Annotated in this window: 19 protein-coding genes and 1 pseudogene; 9 read left to right on the top strand and 11 right to left on the bottom strand. The window is 70.5% G+C overall.

Annotation, left to right across the window (positions count from 1 at the left end):
* Positions 1-14: 14 nt before the first annotated feature.
* Positions 15-1718, bottom strand: a complete 1704-nt coding sequence (locus P0Y41_RS08165) for a YegP family protein (protein WP_284060878.1) — start codon at positions 1716-1718, stop codon at positions 15-17.
* Positions 1719-1907: 189 nt separating this feature from the next.
* On the opposite strand from P0Y41_RS08165, the gene P0Y41_RS08160 reads away from it, so the two are divergent.
* The gene (locus tag P0Y41_RS08160; protein ID WP_284060877.1) at positions 1908-2651 is read left to right on the top strand and encodes a DNA polymerase sliding clamp; all 744 of its coding nucleotides are present in this window, start codon (positions 1908-1910) and stop codon (positions 2649-2651) included.
* 372 nt (positions 2652-3023) lie between these two features.
* Complete coding sequence (locus P0Y41_RS08155) at positions 3024-3395, top strand: HAD family hydrolase (protein ID WP_321170863.1); 372 nt, start codon at positions 3024-3026, stop codon at positions 3393-3395.
* A gap of 54 nt (positions 3396-3449) precedes the next feature.
* Here P0Y41_RS08155 and P0Y41_RS08150 read toward each other — a convergent pair whose 3' ends face one another.
* Both P0Y41_RS08150 and P0Y41_RS08145 read right to left on the bottom strand, forming a co-directional pair.
* Entirely contained in the window at positions 3450-3809 is a 360-nt protein-coding gene (locus P0Y41_RS08150) for a hypothetical protein (RefSeq protein WP_284060876.1), read from the bottom strand.
* Positions 3810-3923: 114 nt separating this feature from the next.
* Positions 3924-5218, bottom strand: a pseudogene (locus P0Y41_RS08145) (MFS transporter).
* Positions 5219-5477: 259 nt separating this feature from the next.
* Here P0Y41_RS08145 and P0Y41_RS08140 point away from each other — a divergent pair.
* The gene (locus P0Y41_RS08140; RefSeq protein ID WP_284060875.1) at positions 5478-6230 is read left to right on the top strand and encodes a DUF7979 domain-containing protein; all 753 of its coding nucleotides are present in this window, start codon (positions 5478-5480) and stop codon (positions 6228-6230) included.
* A 39-nt stretch (positions 6231-6269) separates the two neighbouring features.
* On the opposite strand, the gene P0Y41_RS08135 is transcribed toward P0Y41_RS08140, so the two are convergent.
* Positions 6270-6857 carry a DUF7474 family protein gene (locus P0Y41_RS08135; RefSeq protein WP_284060874.1) on the bottom strand — a complete coding sequence of 196 codons (588 nt, stop codon included), beginning with the start codon at positions 6855-6857 and terminating at the stop codon, positions 6270-6272.
* A 91-nt stretch (positions 6858-6948) separates the two neighbouring features.
* Complete coding sequence (locus P0Y41_RS08130) at positions 6949-9732, bottom strand: PAS domain S-box protein (RefSeq protein ID WP_284060873.1); 2784 nt, start codon at positions 9730-9732, stop codon at positions 6949-6951.
* 177 nt (positions 9733-9909) lie between these two features.
* Here P0Y41_RS08130 and P0Y41_RS08125 point away from each other — a divergent pair, with 177 nt between their 5' ends.
* Positions 9910-10377: a universal stress protein gene (locus P0Y41_RS08125; RefSeq protein ID WP_284060872.1), complete on the top strand. Its 468-nt coding sequence runs from the start codon at positions 9910-9912 to the stop codon at positions 10375-10377.
* Positions 10378-10388: 11 nt separating this feature from the next.
* Here P0Y41_RS08125 and P0Y41_RS08120 read toward each other — a convergent pair whose 3' ends face one another.
* Positions 10389-10598 carry a hypothetical protein gene (locus tag P0Y41_RS08120; RefSeq protein WP_284060871.1) on the bottom strand — a complete coding sequence of 70 codons (210 nt, stop codon included), beginning with the start codon at positions 10596-10598 and terminating at the stop codon, positions 10389-10391.
* A gap of 147 nt (positions 10599-10745) precedes the next feature.
* Here P0Y41_RS08120 and P0Y41_RS08115 point away from each other — a divergent pair, with 147 nt between their 5' ends.
* Positions 10746-11969, top strand: a complete 1224-nt coding sequence (locus tag P0Y41_RS08115) for a DHH family phosphoesterase (RefSeq protein WP_284060870.1) — start codon at positions 10746-10748, stop codon at positions 11967-11969.
* Between the two features lie 191 nt (positions 11970-12160).
* Complete coding sequence (locus P0Y41_RS08110) at positions 12161-13162, top strand: alcohol dehydrogenase catalytic domain-containing protein (RefSeq protein ID WP_284060869.1); 1002 nt, start codon at positions 12161-12163, stop codon at positions 13160-13162.
* Positions 13163-13365: 203 nt separating this feature from the next.
* Here the strand turns inward: P0Y41_RS08110 and P0Y41_RS08105 are convergent, their stop codons facing one another.
* Positions 13366-13872 carry a DUF5807 family protein gene (locus tag P0Y41_RS08105; RefSeq protein ID WP_284060868.1) on the bottom strand — a complete coding sequence of 169 codons (507 nt, stop codon included), beginning with the start codon at positions 13870-13872 and terminating at the stop codon, positions 13366-13368.
* Between the two features lie 177 nt (positions 13873-14049).
* Here P0Y41_RS08105 and P0Y41_RS08100 point away from each other — a divergent pair, with 177 nt between their 5' ends.
* A complete protein-coding gene (locus P0Y41_RS08100; protein ID WP_284060867.1) occupies positions 14050-15501 on the top strand; it encodes a sensor histidine kinase in 1452 nt (483 codons plus the stop codon).
* A 29-nt stretch (positions 15502-15530) separates the two neighbouring features.
* Here the strand turns inward: P0Y41_RS08100 and P0Y41_RS08095 are convergent, their stop codons facing one another.
* From P0Y41_RS08095 to P0Y41_RS08085, 3 genes are all read right to left on the bottom strand, one after another.
* Entirely contained in the window at positions 15531-15977 is a 447-nt protein-coding gene (locus tag P0Y41_RS08095; RefSeq protein WP_284060866.1) for a DUF7112 family protein, read from the bottom strand.
* Positions 15978-16000: 23 nt separating this feature from the next.
* A complete protein-coding gene (locus tag P0Y41_RS08090; RefSeq protein ID WP_284060865.1) occupies positions 16001-16426 on the bottom strand; it encodes a 30S ribosomal protein S6e in 426 nt (141 codons plus the stop codon).
* Between the two features lie 302 nt (positions 16427-16728).
* Complete coding sequence (locus P0Y41_RS08085; protein ID WP_284060864.1) at positions 16729-17586, bottom strand: hypothetical protein; 858 nt, start codon at positions 17584-17586, stop codon at positions 16729-16731.
* Positions 17587-17736: 150 nt separating this feature from the next.
* Between P0Y41_RS08085 and P0Y41_RS08080 the strand changes: the two genes are divergently transcribed.
* Positions 17737-18237, top strand: a complete 501-nt coding sequence (locus P0Y41_RS08080) for a hypothetical protein (RefSeq protein WP_284060863.1) — start codon at positions 17737-17739, stop codon at positions 18235-18237.
* 56 nt (positions 18238-18293) lie between these two features.
* On the opposite strand, the gene P0Y41_RS08075 is transcribed toward P0Y41_RS08080, so the two are convergent.
* Positions 18294-19205, bottom strand: a complete 912-nt coding sequence (locus P0Y41_RS08075; protein ID WP_284060862.1) for a DUF8155 domain-containing protein — start codon at positions 19203-19205, stop codon at positions 18294-18296.
* 199 nt (positions 19206-19404) lie between these two features.
* On the opposite strand from P0Y41_RS08075, the gene P0Y41_RS08070 reads away from it, so the two are divergent.
* Positions 19405-20052 carry a lipoate--protein ligase family protein gene (locus P0Y41_RS08070; RefSeq protein ID WP_284063379.1) on the top strand — a complete coding sequence of 216 codons (648 nt, stop codon included), beginning with the start codon at positions 19405-19407 and terminating at the stop codon, positions 20050-20052.
* The last annotated feature ends 14 nt before the right edge of the window (positions 20053-20066 follow it).

Raw genomic sequence — 20066 nt, 5'->3', positions numbered from 1 at the left:
AAACCGTACTCGGATTACCCGTCGTCGCCGCGGTCGTCGCCGTCTGCTTCTGCGTCCGCAGCGTCGCCCTCCTCTGTGACCGGCGCGTTCGGCGCGTGGCGCTTCACCCTGTTCACGGCGTCGAGGGCCTTCGAGCGCGATGTGTATCCCTCGCCGGAGGTGCCGAGAATCGTCCCGTTGCGGTGGCGGAGCCGCCAGCGGAACTCGCCGCCGGCGTCCTCGTGCACTTCGATAGCGGCCGTGGCCATCGTGAGCCGGTCGGCGTCGGGTGCGTACTCGCGGACGCGGTCGACGGCCTCCGTCAGCGCCGACCGGGAGCTGTACCCCTCCCCGGAGTCGGCGATCGGTTCGCCGTTCGCGGCGACGAGTCGCCAGCGGTGGTCGCCAGCGGCGTCCTCGTACGTCTCGAACCGGACGCCGGAGTCGGCGTCGACGGCGGCCTCGCCGGCCGCCTCTTGGAACCGGTCGGCCGCTCTGCGGGCGTTCGACCGGTTCGCGTACCCCTCGCCGGAGTCGCCGAGGATGTTGCCGTTGCGGTGGACGAGTCGCCAGCGGAACTCGCCGCCCGCGTCCTCGTACACCTCGACTCCGGCGGGATCGAACTCCAGGTAGTCGGCCGGTCCGATCCCCGAGCGAACCGACTCGACGCCGTCTTTGGCGTTTCGTTTCGAAGAGAACCCGCGGGTTCCGGCCGCGATGGTGTTCCCGTTGTCGTGGCGGAGCCGCCACCGGTACTCGCCGTTGTCGTCGCGATACAGCTGGAATCGCGCGGACGGTTCCTCGGCGGCCGGCTCGGCGATGGGCTCGGGCTCCTCCTCGTCGCGCTGCCACACGACTGCGGCCCCGAGCGCGTTGCGCGTGACGCTGCGCATTCCGCGGCGGGCGGTCCGGTCGCTGGAGTAGCTCTCGCCGGAGGTGGCGATGATGTTCCCGTTTCGGTGGACGAGCCGCCAGCGCCACTTGCCGGCTTTGTCGCGGTACACGTCGAACGTGGCCGAACTCTTCGAGAGCGCGTTGACGTGGGAGGCCGCGGCGTTGAGGTCGTCGCGCACCGACGCCGTCTCCGCCCGGGCGGCGGCGGTCTCCTCGCTCGCCGCTTCGGCCTCGGTTCGAGCCGCTGCCGTCTCCGCGTTCGACTCCGCTATCTCGGATTCGAGGGCCGCGATCTGATCGTCGCGCTCTGCGACTGCCGCCTCCAACTCCTCGATGCGCCGGTCGTCGGCCTCGTCGTCGGCGCGGGCGTCGACGAGCTGTTCCTCGACCGCTTTCCGAGCCCGACTCTGCCCCACCGAGATCGGTGCGAGCGCACCCGAGAGCGTGATGAGCGCCAGTCCGAGGGTGTACACGGCGACGACTCCCTGCGCGGTTCCGGAATCGAGCGCCCACTCCTGCGGGAAGGCGGTGAGGAACCACGCCATCGCGGCCAGACAGACGACGAGCCCGACGTACACCAGTCGCTTCGCCGTCCGATGGAACGACTGGCCGACGACGAGGCCGGCGAACGCGGTGGCGAGGCCGACCCCGGAGAAGAGGTACGCGATCCCCCGGGCGCCGGTTCTCCCCGCCCCCATCGAGGTGAGAAACAGCATCATCCCCACGACAGCCACGACCGTCCCGGCAACGAACAGCCAGTAGCCGTACACCTCGTCGGTGGTGAAGGGCTCTCCAAACCGTTTTTCATACGTCGAGACGAGCGGACCGGTTTCAGGTTCAGCCATGTTGTCTGTTACCACGTTCTGTCCTGGTTCCTTTAAATTACGCACTACCCTATCGAGACCGGGGCGCGAACTGACGGCCCCGGTTCGGGCGTCCTCGGTCGTCCGCGTTCGTTGGGGCGCGGAATCGAGAGGCTCGCTTGGAACGGGAACCGCGGGTATTTTTACGGGCACACTCGTAGCCCGCGATATATGTTCAAGGCCATCGTGAGTGCGTCTACCCTCCGCGACGCGCTCGACTCGGTGAGCGTGCTGGTCGACGAGTGCAAGATCCGGCTCAACGAGGACGAACTCGCGATCCGCGCCGTCGACCCGGCCAACGTCGGCATGGTCGACCTCACACTCGAGGCCGCCGCGTTCGAATCCTACGAGGCCGACGGAGGGGTCATCGGTGTCAACCTCAACCGCCTGGAGGACATCGCCGGGATGGCCGACTCTGGCGATCTCATCCAGTTGGAACTCGACGAGGAGACCCGCAAGCTCCTCATCCAGACCGACGGCCTGAGCTACACACTCGCGCTCATCGACCCCGATTCCATCCGTCAGGAGCCGGACATTCCGGACCTCGATCTCCCCGCGGAGATCGTCGTCGAGGGCGCCCAGCTCGACCGCGGGATCACCGCCGCCGACATGGTGTCGGACCACATCCGCCTGCGCGTCGACGAGGCCGAGGAGGCGTTCTTCATCGAGGCGGAGGGCGACACCGACGACGTGGACCTCCGACTCGACCGCGAGGACCTCATCGACCTGCAGGCGGGTCCCGCCGACTCGCTGTTCAGCCTCGACTACCTCAAGGACATGAACAAGGCCATTCCGAAGGACGCCGAGGTCCGCGTCGAACTCGGCGAGGAGTTCCCCGTCAAACTGCACTACGAGTTCGGCGAGGGGCTGGGGCAGGTGACCTACATGCTCGCGCCGCGCATCCAGAGCGACTGACGACCCCACCAACGGCCGCCCGGTTTCTCAGTGTCCCATGACCGCCCGTACCGCCCGCACTGCCGTCTGGTTCGACCTCGACGGCACGCTCGTCGCCGCCCCGGAGTACGGCGCCGTGCTGGCACGCGCCTGCGACGCCGCCGGCGTCGACGACATCGACGGCTTCCGAGCCGCGTACCACGACGCCTTTTTCGATCACTTCGGCGACCTCGCGGCCGATCCGTATCGCCGTGCGGCGACGGACGCGCTCGCTGCGATCGGCGCCGACGGCGACGCCGACTCGGACGCTGTCGCCAACGCAGCTGCCGCCCCGACTGCGGACGCCGACGCTGACGGCGACGGGGAGTCCGCAGTCGGGACGTTCGTGCGGCGCTGCGCGCCGCTGAGATCGACGCGGCCGAGGCGCCGCCCGCGGTTCGCGAGTCGCTGGCGACGCTCGCCGCCGCCGAGGGGGTCGCCGTCGGCGTCTGTACGAACGGCGTTCCAGACTGGCAGCGAGCGAAGCTCGACGCCCCGGGGCTCACAGAACACGTCGAGGCGACGGTCGTCAGCTACGAAGTCGGCGCCCACAAACCCGACCCGGCTCCGTTCGAACGCGCTGAGGCGTTGATCGACGCTGACCGGCGGGTGATGATCGGCGACGACGCGGAGGCCGACGTGGCCGGGGCGCGCGATCGCGGCTGGGACGCGATTCACGTCGACGGTCCCGCGGACGTTCCGGGCGCTATCGACTCGATGCGGTGATCGCCGTCGGTGATTCGTCTAGCGACCGCCGATCGGCGACGCTGCCTGCCCGCCTCACGTCGACCTACCGCGTCCGTCGACGGGCGCACCGAGCGTCCCCGAAAGCAGGGCGGCGCCCAGGAGGAACGCCGCGGCGGGCGCGAACACGAACCCGACGGTCGCCGCTGCCGCGAGCGCGACGACCATCATCGCCGCCGCGGCGCCCCACAGCACCGCCTCGCGGTCTGTCCACGCAGCGCCAGACCCGACGATCGCGGCGGCGACGGCGCCGGCGACGGCGACGGCCGCGAACAGGTCGACGAACGGTCGCGGGGAGGGGACCGCCGCCGCGGCGCCGATCACGGCCGCGGCCGCGAGGGTGCTCAACAGTCGACTCGCCGCCCGTTGCGGGGTGGAGGGATGCCCCGAGTGCATACCTGACTCTCATCGCCCGTCCGCTAATACCCCCGGGGACGTTCCCACCCGGCTGTCGAACGCCTCGCGGGGCATCCCGGCCGGGCGCCGCTCGCCGCGCCTGCCCCGCGGGGGTCACCAGGTCCCCGCCGGTTCGGTCGCCGCGCCGCGGGCCAGCACCCACACCACCGGAGCCAACAGCACCGCGCCGGCGACGAACGGCGACCAGTACGCGAGCACGTACGCCGAGGCGGCCACCGGCGGGCCGACGGTCCGCCCGAGGCTGCCGGCGCCCTGCGTGACGCCGAACGCCGCGCCCTGGGTCTCGTCGCTGGCGCGCTCAGACACCAGCGTCGACAGCGAGACGTTCAGCGCCCCGTTACCGAACGACAGCAGCGCGCCGACGCCGAACAGCGCGACCGTCGGTCCCGTCAGCAGCGGGCCAGACAGCAGTCCGCTCCCGGGGTCGCCCGCGAGCGGGAGCGCGGCGCCGATCTGCGGGGTGAACGGGAGGAGCGCGAGCGCCGCCGCCAGCGCGCTGCCGCCGATCACGGCCAGCCGGACCGCGCCGAGGCGGCGCTCCAACGGGCCGACGAGCGCGCCCTGGTTGATCGTGCCGAGCACGCCGATGTACGTGAGGAAGACGGCCGCCGCGGTCGCGTCGTAGCCGTAGAAGTCGGCCGCGAAGGGGATGAACATCACCTGGATACCGGCGAACGCGACCGAAGTGACGAAGTAGGAGGCGACGAGCGGGCGGAGCGCGTCGTCCGCGAGGGCGGTCCGGAACTGGTCGATCAGCGACCTGCTCCGGGCGCCGGTGGCGCGGGTGCGGTCGGGCTCGTTCAAGACGAGCAGCGCGGCGATCGCGGCGAGAAACGACAGTCCCGCCGCGAGGAAGCTCGGGAGCGTGAACCGCGTCGTCGGGACGAACCCCGGGAGAACGGCGTCCGCGGCGGCGACGACCTGGTCGCTGGCGGCGACGCCCCCAGCGCGGGGCCGAACACGAACCCCAACGAGAAGGCGGCGCCGACGAGGCCCAGCGCGCCCGCCCGACGATCGCGCGGCGTCACGTCGGCGATGTACGCCTGCGCGGCGGAGATGTTGCCGCCGGCGGCGCCCGCGAGCGTCCGCGAGAGCAGCAGCGTCGCGACGGCGGCCGCGGTGCCGGCGATCGCGCCGATCTCCGTCGCGAAGCCGAAGACGAGCCACGCGACGCCGGCCATCGCGACCGAGAAGGTGATCACGGGGCGGCGACCGCGCTCGTCGGAGATCCGGCCGAGCGTCGGCGCCGCGAGGAACTGCGCCAGGGAGTAGGCCGCGGCGATCAGCCCGATGAACACGTCGCTGACGCCGAACGAACGCACGTAGAAGGGGAGGATCGGAATGACGACGCCGAAGCCGAGCAGGTCGAGGAAGACGACGCCGATCACGACCGCGACCGCGCGACGGGAGCCACGAGCGTCGTCGTCGGTGTCCGCTGGGCCGGCTGCGGCCTCGTCGGCGCCGTTGGCGTCGTTGACGGGGTTGGCGCCGTTTGCGGGCTCTTCGGGACCGGTTGCTGCGTCGTCTGAACCGGGGGAAGACTCGTCGCGGGGAGCGCGCACGTCGGATCGTCGAGCGGCGGTGACTTAGCCGTCGCGGCGGGTTCTCACGACAAGACACTTGTCGATCCTGCGTCCACTGCCGACGATGCCCTCCGATCGCACCGCCCTCGCGGTCGTCCTCGTCGGGCTCCTCTTGATACCCGGCCCGGCGTACGCGTTCGCGCTCGACGACCTCGGCGGCGCCGACAGACACCGGTCGTCAGCGGGCTACTCGGCGACCGAGATCGACGTGTCGAACGACACGGTCTTGGCGAATCGCTACGCGGTCGACCACAGCGTTCGGCCCGCGAGCTTTGCGTACCGGCACGTGCGCGAGGAGTACCGCGCGCCGAATCGGACGCGCGAAGCGCTCGAAACCGCGATAGCCGACGGCACCGCGCCCGTCGAATCGGACGCGGTCGCCGCCGACCTCCGGCGGATCGAACGGAACTACGCGTTTGTGACGGCAGAGTCCGACACCTACTACGCCTTCGACGTCGCCGACGGGGAGCTCACGGCGACTGCCGCGAACGACTCCGAGATCGCCGCGGTCGTCCGCGAGCAGTCGATCGCGGACTACAGTTCGCTCCCGCCCGCCGAGCGGCGCACCTTCCGGAAGATCCGCAACGCGACCGTCTCCGAGGAGGCGTACGACTACCGACCGTGGAGCGACGAGCCGGTCCCCGAGCGGCCGATCGTCGAGCGCGACGGGACCTACTACGCCGTCGAGGTGACCTCCCACACCGACGACTTCGACTTCCCCGACGGGCTGCTGCTCGGGCTGGTCGGCTCCGCTGTCGGCGTCGTCGCGGCGCTGGTCGGGGTGGGGACGCTCGCGTTCAACCGCTGGCGAGCGTAGCGCGCGGACGGCCGATCGTTGCGGGCGGCGGTACCGTGGTCAGCCGTGTCGCTCGATCACGCGCTTTGCGGCCTGCGCCTTCTCCTTCCAGCCGTACCCGGCCTCGTACACGTGACGCTTGCTGTCGACGAGCTGCTCGGGACTCGACTCCTCGAACCCGCCCCGGTCCCAGGTCCCCGAGCGATCGAGCCACTCGAGCACGTTCTGTCTGGTCTCCGCCCACGACAGCCCGACCATCTCGTACCAGGCCACGAGCGCGAAAATGGAATTATCGTGACACCCGGGGTAGCTTCCCTCCCGATAGATGGTCGCCATGGGCTCGCGGGTGGGCTCGGACACCTCCTCGCGGTACCGCTCGGCGGTAAGCAGCCCGAGCGTGTCGCCGTCCGCCTCGACGCGGCCCTCGCGCTGGAGCAGGTCCAGCGCGGCGCGGTGAAGCCCGGACCACTCGTCGTGGACGGCGTGCTGGAGCGCGGACTCGGTGACGGCCCCGTCGACGAGGACGGCGAGCACGTCGGTGTACGCCTGTTCGATGTGGTGCCACTCGGTCCCCTCGAAGTCGCAGCCGGCGTCGTGCAGGCTGTTCGTGGTGCGACAGCCGGGGCAGGGGTACGCGAACCGGGGCACGAGTATCGTGTGTTGTGTGGGTCGACGGCTTAGGTGTCGTGGTTCGGCGGCCAGGGCGAGACCGGAGTCGCGTTCGACCGGACGACGCTCACTACTCGTCGGCAGCCGTCACGCCCGTCACCTCGAACCGGGCACCGCCGTCGCGTCCGTCGCACGCGCGGATCTCCCACCCGTGGGCGGTGACCACCTGTTTGACGATGCGGAGTCCGAAGCCCGTCCCCTCCTCGCTCGTCGAGTAGCCCGCCTCGAACACCGATTCGCGCCGGTCGGCCGGGATCCCGACGCCGTCGTCCTCGAGGAAGAAGCCGTCGTCCAGTCCGCCGACGGTCACGGTGACGCCGTCGCCGCCGTGTTCGACCGCGTTGCGAACGAGGTTCTCGAACAGCTGTCTGATGCGCCGCTCGTCGGCCAGGATCGCTCGGTCGGCGTCGACGACGAGCGACGCGTCGCCCGTCTCGACGTTCGTCCAGCACTCCCGGACCGTCGACGTGAGGTCGACGGGCGTCAGGTCGGTCGCTGCCTCGCCCTCGCGAGCCAGCGCGAGGAGGTCTTCGATCAGCGCCTCCATCCGGCTGTGCGCGCGCTCGACGGCGTCGAAGTGCTCGCTCTCGCAGTCGTCGCGGGCGAGGTCCATCCGGCCCGTGGCGACGTTCAGCGGGTTTCGGAGGTCGTGACTGACGACCGAGACGAACTCCTCCAGCCGCTCGTTTTGCCGCCGCAGTTCGTCGCGGTTCTCGCGGAGCGTCCGTTCGTGCCCGTGCTCGTCGAGCGCCGTCTCTGCGGCCGTCGCCAGGATCCGCGCGAGAAATTCGTCGGTCGAGTCGAACGCGTCGGGGGTGGTCTCGCCGACCGAGACGGTCCCGTGTTCGCCCAGGGGAAGCACCATGAGGCTCCGGAGCCCGGTCCCGTCGTCGACCGCTCCGGTGTCGTCTTCGATGTCGTCGTACACCCGGACCTCCGCTGTCTCGAAACTGGCCCAGTTGAGGCTGCCCGAGTCGGCGGTGAACGGCTCGCGCTCCGGGAGGATGTCCGCGACCTGATCGGACTCGGCGACCGGAACCAACTCCGCCGTGTCCGAGTCGAAAAACCGAACGACTACGACGCTGAAGCCGAGGATCTCCTCGGCCGCTTCGACGATCCGGTCGGCGATCGCCCGCTCGGAGTCCGCCCGGATGAGCTCCTGCGTCGCGTCGTGCAGCAGTTCGAGGCGGTGTTGTCGTTCTCTGAGCGTCCCCTCGCGGGCCACGCGATCGAGGGCGGCCTCGAGGTAGTTCGCGAGGATCTCGACGAGGAGGACATCGGTCTCGGTGAACGCGTCGGTGTTCGTCGAGGACATGATGAACAGGCCGTGCCCGTTGATCGGGTGGAAGAGGACGCTCTCCGCCGGGGTTTCCTCTGCGATCCTGTCCGCCTTGGATACCGACCGGACGTGGGTGGGCTCGTCTGCCCCGAACGCCTCCCATGCGAAGTGTGCCCGGGTTCCCGACGGCGCCGATCGATCGTACGTCGGGAGCTCGTCGAACACCCTCGTGACGGAGTCGGCGACAGACACCGGCTCCAACCGGTCGCCGGCGTCGTTCACGAGGTGGACGGAACTCAACTCGGCACCGATGATATCGGCGGCCGCGTCCGTCGCCAACTGCGCCGTTTCGTCGACGGTTCGGGTGTAGTTGAGCGCGCGCGAGCGCTCCCGGAGCCGTTCGAGCTTCCGGTCCCGTCGCTGACGCTCGGAGACGTTGCGACTGCTGACGAGAAATCGGTCGGCATCGGCGAGGCCGAGGCGTCTGATATGGATGGTAACGGGGAACGTCGACCCGTCGCTGCGGGTGTACGCTCCCTCTAGCTCCCGTCGGTCGCCGACCTCCATCTCCTCCCAGATCTCGTATCCACTGGTCGGATCGAGCGTCCGATCGATCTCCCACACCTTCATCGACGTGACCTCGGCTTCCGTGTATCCGATCTCCGCGCAGAACTGCGGGTTCGCATCGAGGATATTCCCCTCTGCGTCGTGGACGTTGATCATGTCCGGCGACTCTTCGAAGAGCGCCTCGAGCCGGGCGCTTGTCTGCGCCAGGCGGTCCTCGCGCTCCTTACGGTCGGTGATATCAGTGATGAACCCCTCAAGCGCCGCGATACTTCCGTCGTCGCCGTACACGCCGTGACCACGCTCCCACATCCACTTCTGTTCGCCGTCGCGCGTTCGGATTCGATACGTGACCTCGAAGGAGCCGTCCGCGTCGAGCCCCTCCTGCACGGCGTCCCACATGGCTTCGCGGTCGTCGGGATGGATGACTTCAGTCCCCCATTCGACCCGACCGGATTCCAGTTCTCTCGCGGTGTAGCCCGTCAGCGGCTCCACTTCCCCGTCGACGGTCTCCATGGGCCAACTCGGATCGTTGCGACAGCGGTAGACGACCCCCGGGAGATTGCCGATGAGGGTCTCCAGACGGCGCGTCCGCTCGGTCAGCATCCGGCGCGACTGGGACGCCTCGACGGCGTTCACGATCCGGTTGGCCAGCAGCGCGTACTGGTCGGTTCCCCCTCCCTTCTGAAGGTAGTCGGTCACGCCGGCGGAGATCGCGTCGCTCGCAATCTCCTCGCTCCCCTTGCCGGTGAACAGCAGGAACGGGAGGTTCGGGTGCTCTTCGCGGACCGCACGGAGGAACTCGATTCCGTCCCTGCCGGGCATGTCGTGATCGGACACGATGCAGTCTACGTCTTCCCCAGCCAGCACATCCAGTCCCGCTTCGGCGTCGGTCGCGCCACGGACGTCGATCCGGTCGTGTTCGCGCTCGAGGAACGTCGCGACCAACTCGGAAAATTCCGGCTCGTCGTCGACGTGGAGTACCCGTATCGCGTCGTGCGTGTCGGCCATGGGAATCTACTTCTGTCCGCAGAGACACTGGGGGGACTTAAACGGTGGCCGTCAGCCAGCCGGAACGGTGATCGACGGCTGCTTCCGGCCGTGGTCGCCGATGGATCCGTGCGGGGAACCGAGCCCGCGTCGAGGGAGCGCCGAGTTTTAAGCACGCGCCCGGAGAACGCCGGGGTAATGCCCGAGATCGACACCATCGTCGTCGCCACCGACGGCTCCGACAGCGTCTCGCGCGCCGTCGAGGTCGCGCTCGACCTGGCCGAGCGGTTCGACGCCGCGGTGCACGTCTTGTACGTCGTCGACAGCGGCGAGGTCGACTCATCCCCGGAGGCGGTGCGCGAGCAGATGCGCAACGCCCTCCAGGAGCGCGGCGGCGAGGCGATCGTCGCCGTCCAGAAGCGCGCCGACCGAGACGTGACCGCAGTCGTCCGCGAGGGCCGCCCCGCCAACGAGATCGCCGACTACGCCCGAGAGATCGACGCCGATCTGGTCGCCACCGGCACCCGCGGACGCCACGGCGAGAACCGCTTCCTCATCGGCTCGGTCGCCGAGCGCGTCGTCCGGACCTGTCCCGTTCCGGTGCTCACGGTCCGGCAGCTGGCCGGCGAGAACGGCGACGACGGCTACGGCGGCGCGCCGGTCTGACGCGCGGCGGCCTACGCCGTCCCCTCCCTCACCCGCGACGTTTCGAACACGAGGTACACGAACACGACCGGGGCGACGGCGAACGCGGCGACGATCAGGACCGCCGTCCCGTTGCCGTCGTAGCTGGCCGCCGCCGCCTCGGCGGCGACGGTCACGATGATGGCCGCGACGAGGAGGTATTTGCAGTCCACGAGGTGGGCCGCGAGGTCGGGGTCCGACATCGCGTCCGACCGACGCCGCCGTTCCGCAAAACGGTACCGGCCCGTGCGCCGACTACGGACGGACGCAGTCGGTTCGCTCCGGTTGTCTCCGGTCCGGGCCACGTCCCACACCACCGCTGTTTTGCCCCCGCGTCGCGACCCCCGGATATGGACGACGAACTCATCGAGAGCGACACCCTCCCGCTGGACCGCAAGTCGCGACTCCCCGGGACGGGCTTCTTCTACCCGGATTCGCTGGACGAGGACCGCTCGGAGGAGCGCGCGAAGGAGGCCGTCGAGGGCGCCGAGGCGGTCGTGATCACCGACTCCGACGCCGACGGCCTCGGCTGCATCGCGCTCGTCCGCGAGGCGTACGACGCCGCGCTCGACCCGACGCCGTTCGAGGAGCGACGGCAGGCGAAGCTCGACGGCACCTACGAAGCGCAGTACGGGGAGGACGCCGACAGCGACGACGAGGACCCCGCCGACCGCGCCGAGTCGTCGGTCGCGCTGCTCCCCTCCGGTCCCCACTCGTTCGAGGAGGACCTCGGCTACGTCGCCGAGTTCCTCGAGGAGGGAACCGACGTGTTCGTCTGCGACATCTGTCCCGACGCCTTCGAGTACATCGCCGAGGACCTCCGCGCGGTCGTCCGCCGCGCCGAGGCGGTCCGCTGGTTCGACCACCACCAGTGGGACGAGGAACTGGCGGCGTCGGTGCGAGAACTCGGGATCGACCTGGTCGTCGGCGAGAGCGACGAGGAGTGTTCGACGGACGTGACGCTGCGCTCGCTGTCGTACGACTTCGACGAGCGCTTTCGCGAGCTGGCGGTCGTCACCCGCGACCACGACCTCTGGCTCAAGGAGGACGAGCGATCGCAGGACCTGGCCGACTTCGCCTACTGGACCGGCGGCGAGGAGTACGCCGCGATCGTCGGCGCCTACGGCGTCGACCTGCCGGCGGTCGCGATGGAGTACGTCGAACAGCGCCGCGTCGAGAAGGGGCTGCTCATCGAGAAGGCGGTCGACCGCGCCGTCGAACACGAACTCGGCGAGTGGTCGGTCGGCGTCACCTACGGTCGGTGCTCGCAGAACGAGGTCGCCGACACGCTACGCGAGCAGGGGATGGACGCCGCGGTGATCGTCAAGCCCTCCGGCTCGGCGTCGATCCGCGGGTCCGACGACTTCGAGCGCTGTCACGAGGTGGCTGGACAGGTGAACGGCGGCGGCCACCCGAAGGCCGCCGGCTGTAAGCCCGACATCTACGACGATATGCTCGATTACGGCCACCACTGGACGACAGAGGGTGCGACGGCAAAGCGCGTCATCCTCCGGGCGTTCGAGTCGCTCGTCGAGGACCCCGCGGCGGAGAACGCGACCGACGCGGCGGAGTAGGTCGGCGTCCCCTTCGGACGAGGCTGACGCTCGGGGCGACCCCGATCGGATCGATGCTCTCCGACTGGCGGCGGCGAACGACACCAATACGTCTGGCGGTTCCAGTGGTTCTCCGATCGGCCCGCAGGGGTTTCCGTCCGGCGGCCGTCGGACCGTCCACACATGAACCGAACAGCGTGCGGTGGGTCACGATGAGAGCGGCACGGGTTCCCGAAGCGGGCGCGGACTTCGAGGTCGTCGACGTCGAAACGCCGGAGCCGAATCCCGGCGAGGTACGGATCGCCGTGGACGCCTGCGGGATCTGTCACAGCGACGCGTTCGTGAAGGAGGGCGCGTATCCGATCGACTACCCCCGCGTCCCGGGCCACGAGGTCGCGGGCCGCGTCGACGCCGTCGGCGACGACGTGACCGCCTGGAGCGAGGGGGACCGCGTCGGCGTCGGCTGGCACGGCGGCCACTGCTTCGAGTGCGAGGCGTGCCGACGCGGCGACTTCCAGCAGTGTGCGAACGCGCAGATAACCGGGATCGCGTACGACGGCGGCTACGCCGAGTACATGACTGCGCCGGCGGAGGCGCTGGCGGCGGTCCCGGACGACTTGGACGCCGTCGACGCCGCGCCGCTGCTTTGCGCCGGCGTGACGACGTTCAACGCGCTGCGAAACACCGACGCGCAGCCGGGCGATCTGGTCGCCGTGCAGGGCGTCGGCGGCCTCGGTCATCTCGGGGTCCAGTACGCTCACGCGGCGGGCTTCGAGACGGTCGCGCTCTCGCGCTCTCCCGACAAGGAGGAGTTGGCCGCAGACCTCGGCGCGGACCACTTCGTGAACACGGACGAGGAGGACGCCGCAGCCGCGCTGGAGGAACTCGGCGGCGCCGACGTGGTGCTCGCGACCGCACCGTCGGCGCCCGCGATCGAGTCGGTGATCGACGGACTCGGGACGGACGGCCGCGTGGTCGTCGTCGGCGTCCCCGGGCAGGAGGTGTCGGTCGACGCGCAGTCGCTCGTCGGCGTCCGCGGCGGCGTCGACGCCTGGGCCTCCGGCAACGCCCGGGACTCACAGGACACGCTGGAGTTCAGCGACCTCCGCGAGATCACCCCGGAGATCGAGACGTACGACCTCGAGGACGTGGACGAGGCGTACGACCGGATGATCGACAACGAGGCGCGCTTCCGCGTCGTTCTCGAACCGTAGCCGACGGCTCGACCGGAGCCCCTTTGTATGCGCGGCCGCTCCGGTAGGAAGACGGCACGGTCAGGCGGCACCTTTCACCCAGGTGGGTCACCCCGCCGCGGGTACCGTCGACTGGCCTACCCCGTCGCTCTACACTCGTGAGCGACGGCCGTCCGCAACACGATGCAGGCGTCCTCGACGCCGGTTCTCTCGGCGACCCGATTTCACTCCCCGGCTGCCGGATCCTCGCTGTACTCGCCCATGAGCCACTTGTGCGAGTAGTCGGTCCCACAACTGCAGTGGGCGTACGCGTGCATCACGTCGCCCTCGGCGTACAGACCGCCGACGCCCTCGTTTTGCTCCTCGGCGAACGCGAAGACGAACTCCGCGCGGTGGTCCGCCTCGGGATTCTCGGCGGCATCGGGACACTCGCCCCCGCCCAGATCGGGGTAGATCACGCCGTCGCGCGCCATCGCGTTCTTCGAGAACTCCATCGGGTCCATGCCGGTACCGGCGGCGAACGCCTGCCGCCCGTCGTCGCCGGGCACGACGAGGACGACGCCCTCGTCGACGGCCTCGCCCATGTTGGCGATCTTCCCCTGCTCGTCGAGGTGGTCGTGCGTGAGGTAGATCGCCACGTTGTCGAGGTGCTCGCCCGCGAGGAACTCCGCGAGTTTCCCGTCGTCGGCGTCGATACCCGTCTCGGCGTCGCTGTCGGCGTCGTCGGTCATACTCGGGATCGGCGCGCGAGTCGGATAAGGGCGTCCGTCGCGGGCCGCGGGCTGTACCGTCCGCCAGTCGACGGTACCGGTCTGCACCGACCCTCCACCCGGTGACGCCGATCGCCGTCACCAGTTCTGATAGCCGAACCCCGACTGCTAAATAGACCTGCCCGATACTTCGAACAAATGCATTCGGATGCTGACCGGATCGTCGTCCTCTACGTCAACGACGAGCCGGAGCTCCTCGATCTCTTTCAAAGGGGGCTGGAGCGGCAGTCTGATCGGCTAGTCGTCGACACGGCGGGATCGGCGGCGGCGGCGCTGGAGCGGTTCCGCGACGGCGGCGTGCACTGCGTCGTGAGCGACTACTCGATGCCCGGTGGGAGCGGGGTCGACCTGCTCCGGTCGGTCCGCGAGACCGAACCGGAGATCCCGTTCGTCATCTTCGCCGAGACGGGGAGCGAGCAGGTCGCCAGCGAGGCCATCTCGGCGGGCGTCACCGACTACATCATCGAGAAAGCCGTCGGGACGCAGCACGAACTCCTGGCGCGGAAGATCGCCACCTACGTCGACCGACGCCGCGCGGAGCGTCGTGCCGAGCGGGTCAACGACCGGCTCCACGAGCTCGCGGGCGTTGCCAACGACGTGCTGTGGGTCTTTTCGGGCGACTGGGAGGAGCTGTTGTTCATCAACGAGGCCCACGAGCGGTTGTTCGGCCAGTCGACGGAGGCGCTGTACGCGGAGCCACGTGCCTTCATCGACAAGGTCCACCCGGACGACGTCGACCGCCTCACGGTCGCGATGGAGCGGGCCGCGGCGGGGCACTCTCAGAGCGTCGAGTACCGAATTCAGCCGTCGGAGTCGGTCGAGCTGTGGGTGGAGTCCCACTGTGAACCCATCACCGACGACGCGGGCGCGGTCGAGCGCATGACGGGGTTCACCCGCGATATCACGAACCGGAAAACGCGCGAGCGCGAACTTGCGACCACGAACGAGCAGTTGGATCAGTTCACCTCCACGGTCGCCCACGACCTCCGCAACCCCGTCAACATCGCCGACGGGCACCTCGGGTTGGCCCGCGAGGAGTTCGACAGTCCGCACCTGGAGGCCAGTGCCCGGGCGGTCGAGCGGATGGACGAACTCCTGTCGGACCTCCTGTCGCTCGCGCGCACGGGCAACGCGGTCAGCGACCCCGAGCCCGCCGAGCTCGGCGAGGTGGTCGAGTCCGCCGAGCACAACGTCGCCATGGCGGACGCGCGGCTCACGGTCGAGTCGACCGCACCGATCGAGTGCGATCCCGTCCGGCTCAAGGAGGCGGTCGAGAACCTCCTCCGCAACGCCATCGAGCACAACGAGGCGATGGTACGGGTGACTGCGGGCATGCTCCCCGACGGCGACGGGTTCTACGTCGAAGACGACGGGCGGGGGATACCAGAGGACCAGCGCGGAAACGTGTTCGACGACGGCTACACCACGATAGAGAAGGGGACGGGATTCGGGCTCTCGATCGTCACGCGGATCGCCGACGCGCACGGCTGGGAGATCGAGTCAACTGAGAGCGCCGACGGCGGCGCGCGGTTCGAGGTCACCGGGGTCGACTGCGGCGGCGCGGTCGGACCCGCGGAGCCCGCCGACTGATCACGCGCGGGCCGCCGACCGCCGCGCGATCAGCGATCGTACAGCGAGTCGGCGATGTCTTGCAGCCCCTCGTCCGGCCGCTTCGTCACGGTGTACACGGCGCGTTCGCCGGGGACGCGCACCCCGTAGAGGTAGCCCGGGTCGACCTCGTCCAGGTCCACGGCGTCGCCGGGCTCGCGGCCGTGCTCGCGCGCCCACTCGACGAGCCGGTTCTCGGCGTCGCTGCTCGTTCCTTCGGTCGCCTCGCGCATGCGCTTGCGATCGTCGTAGGCGCCGCGCACGAGCGCCCCCCGCGAGTCGCTCGCCACCGTCGCGTGGCGCTGGTCGCCGTCGAGGACGAGCCGGATCTCGTCGCCGGCCGAGAGATCGGCCTCGTCCGGTATCCGGAGGCAGGGGAGTCTGGTGCCGCCCGAGCGCGCGAGACGCGCCCGCAGGCTGGTCACGTCGTCTGCGTCGCTGGCGAGTCTGTCGCTCATGGGGATGAAAACGGGGGGCCGCGTTACTCCTCGTCGGCTTCGTCGTCCGCGTCGGCCGCAGCGTCGTCTTCCTCCTCCTCGGTCTCCTCGCCGAGCGCCGCTGCGATCGAGCCCTCGATGTGGGCGTTGATCTGGACGGTCTCTTCTGACACCTGGCGACCGCGGACGGTGACGCGCTTGCGCTCGCCGTCGCGCGAGGGCTTGTAGCCGACGCCGCCCTCGAGCAGGAGCTCCTTCAGCTCGCCGCCGGGGACGTCCTCGCGCATCGGGCGACCGGCCTTGTCGGAGCCGCCGGTCAGGGTCAGGTCGACGCCGTCGGCGCCGACGGCCGCGCCGTCGACCTCGTCGCCGATCTCTCGGCTGAGGAATCGGTTGGCGTCCTGTCCGTCCACGTCGAACTGCCGCGTGTCGCCGGCGTCGTCGCCCACGACGATCTTGAATTCGGCCATTACGGGGTCATGCTCGGCGGTGAGAGAAAAGACCGTCGAAAGCGTGGTCCGAGGCCGTGAGGCCGAGGACCACGGAGCACGGCGCCGCGCTCGCGGGCGCGCCGCCCACGAAAACGCGTGGCCGAGAACCGCGGGCCCGAGGCCACGACTCTCTGCGGCGAGGTGTCCGTTGCCGAACGGAGCGAGGCCGCGTGATCCGAACCGCACAGAAGGAAAGCGCGGTCGGAAGGAGCGTACCGACCGAGGACGAGCGAACGGTGAACCGTGTGAGCCGTGAGTACTGTGGCATCCGGCCCTGCGGCTTACGTCGGTCGAACCGTCGCGGCGGCCCCACTGACCGCCACCGCCGGCGCACCGCGATAGGTGCCCTCGCCGACGGCTTCGGTGGCTCGGACCGCCACCCAGCCGGGGCCGTCACCGGTCACGACCGTCCGGGTCGACTGCCGGTAGCTGTTGCCCGTCCAGCCGCCGGCGAACCACTCGTTGCGCGCCTCGTAGCTGACGGTGACCTCGACGGTCGCGTCCGCGGGCGCATCGTACGAGAGGAACATGCGGGTGCCGAACTCTCGACAGACGGTCGACTCGGGCGCCGGGAACGGACACTCCGTCTCCGTGGCATCGAACCGCGGCCGCAACACCGGCTCTGAACCGACCGGCGAGCGCGTGTCGATCGGCTCGTCGAACGCCATCTCGACGCGCACGCGGTAGTCGTCGAGCGTCCGGATCGGCGTGGACTGCGGATCCGGCGTCGCCGTCGCCGCGCCCGGCGTCGCGGTCTCCGCGTCCGGGTCGATCGGGCGCGGCGGCGGGCGCTCCCGGTACGCCGGCTCCAACGTCGGCAGCGACACCGCGAGCATCGGGCCGGACTCGGTCTGTGCGACCTCGACTGACCAGTCCGGCGGCGCGTCGACGACGTTCGGCGAGTCGTCGGCGAGCGCGTCGCCGACGGGGCTGCTCCCGGCCTCGACCGGCAGCGGGAGATACAGCGTGACGTTCGTCAGCGTCGCGTTCGGCTGAACGGACGCGCGGTACTCCGCGGTGTGGCTGTACGACTCCGGGACCGGACGGGTGAACTGCCAGAACCCGAACGCGAGGACGGCCGCCGCGACGAGGAGGACGACCAGCCCCGCGACGACGGCGATCCGGAGGCGTCGGTTCATCGGAACGACCAGTCGCATCGTGTCATTAAAACATCACCGGTGCGGACGGGGGCCGTCCTCATCGGCGCGATTCTCCGTCGGCGCGGTGGTCGACACGACTGGAGGGAGCCCGCCGCGACGTTTTTGTCGGCTCTCGATCAGCGTACCCACATGGTCTCGCCGGACGAGACAGTCGCGGTTGCCCTCCTCGCGCTCACCGGCGGGGCGCTCGTCGCGTTCGCGCTCGCGAGCCGCAAATCCGACAGCGGCCTCCGGCGGGCCTACCGGATCGATCCCGCTGACGACGCCGCGGCGCGCTCGAACGCGGCCGTCGTGACCGCCGTCGGCGTCGGGACCCTCCTGCTCGCGGGCGCGGTCGCCGCGGACCTCCCGGAGCGGCTCGTCGGACTCGCCGCGCTGCTTGCGGCCGCCGGCTGCTGTTTCGTCCTCGGCTGGCTCGTCCGCTATCGCGGTCGCTCCGAACTCCTCACGGTGCCGAACGCGTCGCCGGAGACCGCCCGGCGGCTCGGCGGGGCGGTGCTGATCTGTGGCGCCCTGTTGCTCCCGTTGGCGCCGGCGCTGTGGTTCGGCGCGAGCGACGCGGTCGTCGTCCTTCTTGCGCTCGGCGGGTCGTTCCTCGGCCTCGTCGCCGTCGCGGTCGCCGCGCGGTGAGCGCTCGCTCGCGCGGTGACACGGCCGCCGCCCCCGCCCGCGACCGCACCGGCGACTCAGCCGAGTCGAATCGGGTCGTCGTCGGGGACGATCTCGACGCGGACCTCGTCGCCGACGGCGAACTGCGGGTCGCCCGCCTCGGGTCGGGTCACGAGCTTCGCGCCGCCGGCGTCCGGGGCACGCGAGGCGAACAGCGACAGCCCGGTGACCCGGTCGCCGTTCGCGAGCACGGCCACGTCGGCCCAGTCGACGTGGCGGCCGGCGCGGGTTCCGACTCTGGCCCCGAGCAGCGAGACCGGGCCGGTCTCGCCGCCGTCGGAGCCGGCGCCGGGAACGCCGCCCCCGGTGTAGTGCGCGAGGCCGCCGTCGAGCGGGCGACCGTCGTCGTCGGCGACCGCGGCGAACTCGCGGGCACCGAGGTCGCCGGGGCGGGTCGGCGCGTCCAACACCGCGTGGCTCGGCCCCGTCTCGACGACCGTCCCGGTGCCGTCCCACGAGAGCGCCGCCACGTCTGCGTCGGCGACGAGCGGGAGCGATCCCGATGCCCGGTACGGATTCCGATCGCGCTCGCGGAACTCCAGGTGGACGTGGTTGTCGACCCAGCGCCCGAAGAAGCCCGAGCGCACCAGCTCGCCGAGCGCGTCGCCGACGGCCACTTCGTCGCCCGGTTCGACGGCCGGCTCGACGTGGAGCACGCGGGCGAGGTCGTCCCCCGTGTCGATCACGATCAGGTGGTCGCGGTTGACGGCGTACTCCCGGTCCGGGCAGCCAACGGTCCGGGTGTCGAGCACTTCCCCGGCGACGGGCAAGACGCCGGCGTTCGAGGCGGGGTAGAGATCGACGGCGCACGCGCGGTCGTGGGCCGGATACGGCGAGTTGTACAGCGAGAATTTCCGATAGCGCGCGAGCACCGATTCGGGTACGGCGACCGGCTCAGCCGACTCCGTCGACTCTCCCGACTCCTCCATACCCGCCGCAGGCGACGCAAGCGCTTAGGCGACCCGACTCCCAGCGACGGGCGTGAGGAACCGCGACGAGACGGGGCGCGTTCGCGTGTACACCGGTCGCCGATCCGAGCGCGGGGTCGAGGCCAGCGAGGCCGCGGACGGCGAGCGGGGAGAAAGGACCCGCGAGTCCCGGGAGGCCGACCGCGCCGCCACCGCCGCGATGCTCGCCGAGGCCGGTGACTCGGGGGTCCCCGCCCTCCGTGTGTGGGCGCCGGGGCGATCGCTCGCGTTCGGTCGGCGCGACGCCCGCGCGGACGGCTACCCGCGGGCGACGGCGGCCGCCCGCGAGCACGGCTTCCCGCCGGTCGAGCGCTCGGTCGGCGGCCGCGCGGTCGCGTACGCCGAGTCGACGCTGGCGTTCGCGCACGCCGTCCCCCTCGAGGACGCCCGATCCGGGTTGAACGACCGCTACGAGACAGCCGTCTCGACGCTCGTGACCGCCCTCCGCGACGCTGGCGCCGACGTGGACAGAGGGGAGCCGCCCGCCTCGTACTGCCCGGGCGAGTACTCGGTCCGCGTCGCCGACGGCGGCAAGGTGGCGGGAATCGCCCAGCGCGTCCGGCAGGACGCCGCGCTCGTCTCCGGGTGCGTCACGGTCGCCGAGCGCGGCCCCATTCGGGCGGTCCTCTCGCCCGTGTACGACGCGCTCGGCGTGCCGTTCGACCCCGACTCGGTCGGCTCCGTGGCGCAGGCCGGCGGCCCGGGCGACGCTGGAGCGGTTCGAGAGGCACTCGAAGCCGCGTTCGTCGACGACCGGGACGTCGCCGTCCACGACGCGGCCGACCTCTCCGTCGGCGGCGACACCTGACGGAGTCACACTGT

This window comes from Halobaculum halobium (assembly GCF_030127145.1).
GTDB lineage: Archaea > Halobacteriota > Halobacteria > Halobacteriales > Haloferacaceae > Halobaculum > Halobaculum halobium.
The sequence above is the reverse complement of the archived record's forward strand: the minus strand, read 5'-3'. Positions and strand labels throughout refer to the sequence as shown.

Excerpts from the sequence above, each read along its gene's own strand:
- P0Y41_RS08110 (WP_284060869.1), top strand. The coding sequence starts at position 12,161 with ATGAGAGCGGCACGGGTTCCCGAAGCGGGCGCGGACTTCGAGGTCGTC.
- P0Y41_RS08070 (WP_284063379.1), top strand. The coding sequence starts at position 19,405 with ATGCTCGCCGAGGCCGGTGACTCGGGGGTCCCCGCCCTCCGTGTGTGG.
- P0Y41_RS08115 (WP_284060870.1), top strand. The coding sequence starts at position 10,746 with ATGGACGACGAACTCATCGAGAGCGACACCCTCCCGCTGGACCGCAAG.
- P0Y41_RS08095 (WP_284060866.1), bottom strand. The coding sequence starts at position 15,977 with ATGAGCGACAGACTCGCCAGCGACGCAGACGACGTGACCAGCCTGCGG.
- P0Y41_RS08160 (WP_284060877.1), top strand. The coding sequence starts at position 1,908 with ATGTTCAAGGCCATCGTGAGTGCGTCTACCCTCCGCGACGCGCTCGAC.
- P0Y41_RS08120 (WP_284060871.1), bottom strand. The coding sequence starts at position 10,598 with ATGTCGGACCCCGACCTCGCGGCCCACCTCGTGGACTGCAAATACCTC.
- P0Y41_RS08150 (WP_284060876.1), bottom strand. The coding sequence starts at position 3,809 with ATGCACTCGGGGCATCCCTCCACCCCGCAACGGGCGGCGAGTCGACTG.
- P0Y41_RS08080 (WP_284060863.1), top strand. The coding sequence starts at position 17,737 with ATGGTCTCGCCGGACGAGACAGTCGCGGTTGCCCTCCTCGCGCTCACC.
- P0Y41_RS08140 (WP_284060875.1), top strand. The coding sequence starts at position 5,478 with ATGCCCTCCGATCGCACCGCCCTCGCGGTCGTCCTCGTCGGGCTCCTC.
- P0Y41_RS08100 (WP_284060867.1), top strand. The coding sequence starts at position 14,050 with ATGCATTCGGATGCTGACCGGATCGTCGTCCTCTACGTCAACGACGAG.
- P0Y41_RS08125 (WP_284060872.1), top strand. The coding sequence starts at position 9,910 with ATGCCCGAGATCGACACCATCGTCGTCGCCACCGACGGCTCCGACAGC.
- P0Y41_RS08075 (WP_284060862.1), bottom strand. The coding sequence starts at position 19,205 with ATGGAGGAGTCGGGAGAGTCGACGGAGTCGGCTGAGCCGGTCGCCGTA.
- P0Y41_RS08090 (WP_284060865.1), bottom strand. The coding sequence starts at position 16,426 with ATGGCCGAATTCAAGATCGTCGTGGGCGACGACGCCGGCGACACGCGG.
- P0Y41_RS08165 (WP_284060878.1), bottom strand. The coding sequence starts at position 1,718 with ATGGCTGAACCTGAAACCGGTCCGCTCGTCTCGACGTATGAAAAACGG.
- P0Y41_RS08105 (WP_284060868.1), bottom strand. The coding sequence starts at position 13,872 with ATGACCGACGACGCCGACAGCGACGCCGAGACGGGTATCGACGCCGAC.
- P0Y41_RS08085 (WP_284060864.1), bottom strand. The coding sequence starts at position 17,586 with ATGAACCGACGCCTCCGGATCGCCGTCGTCGCGGGGCTGGTCGTCCTC.
- P0Y41_RS08130 (WP_284060873.1), bottom strand. The coding sequence starts at position 9,732 with ATGGCCGACACGCACGACGCGATACGGGTACTCCACGTCGACGACGAG.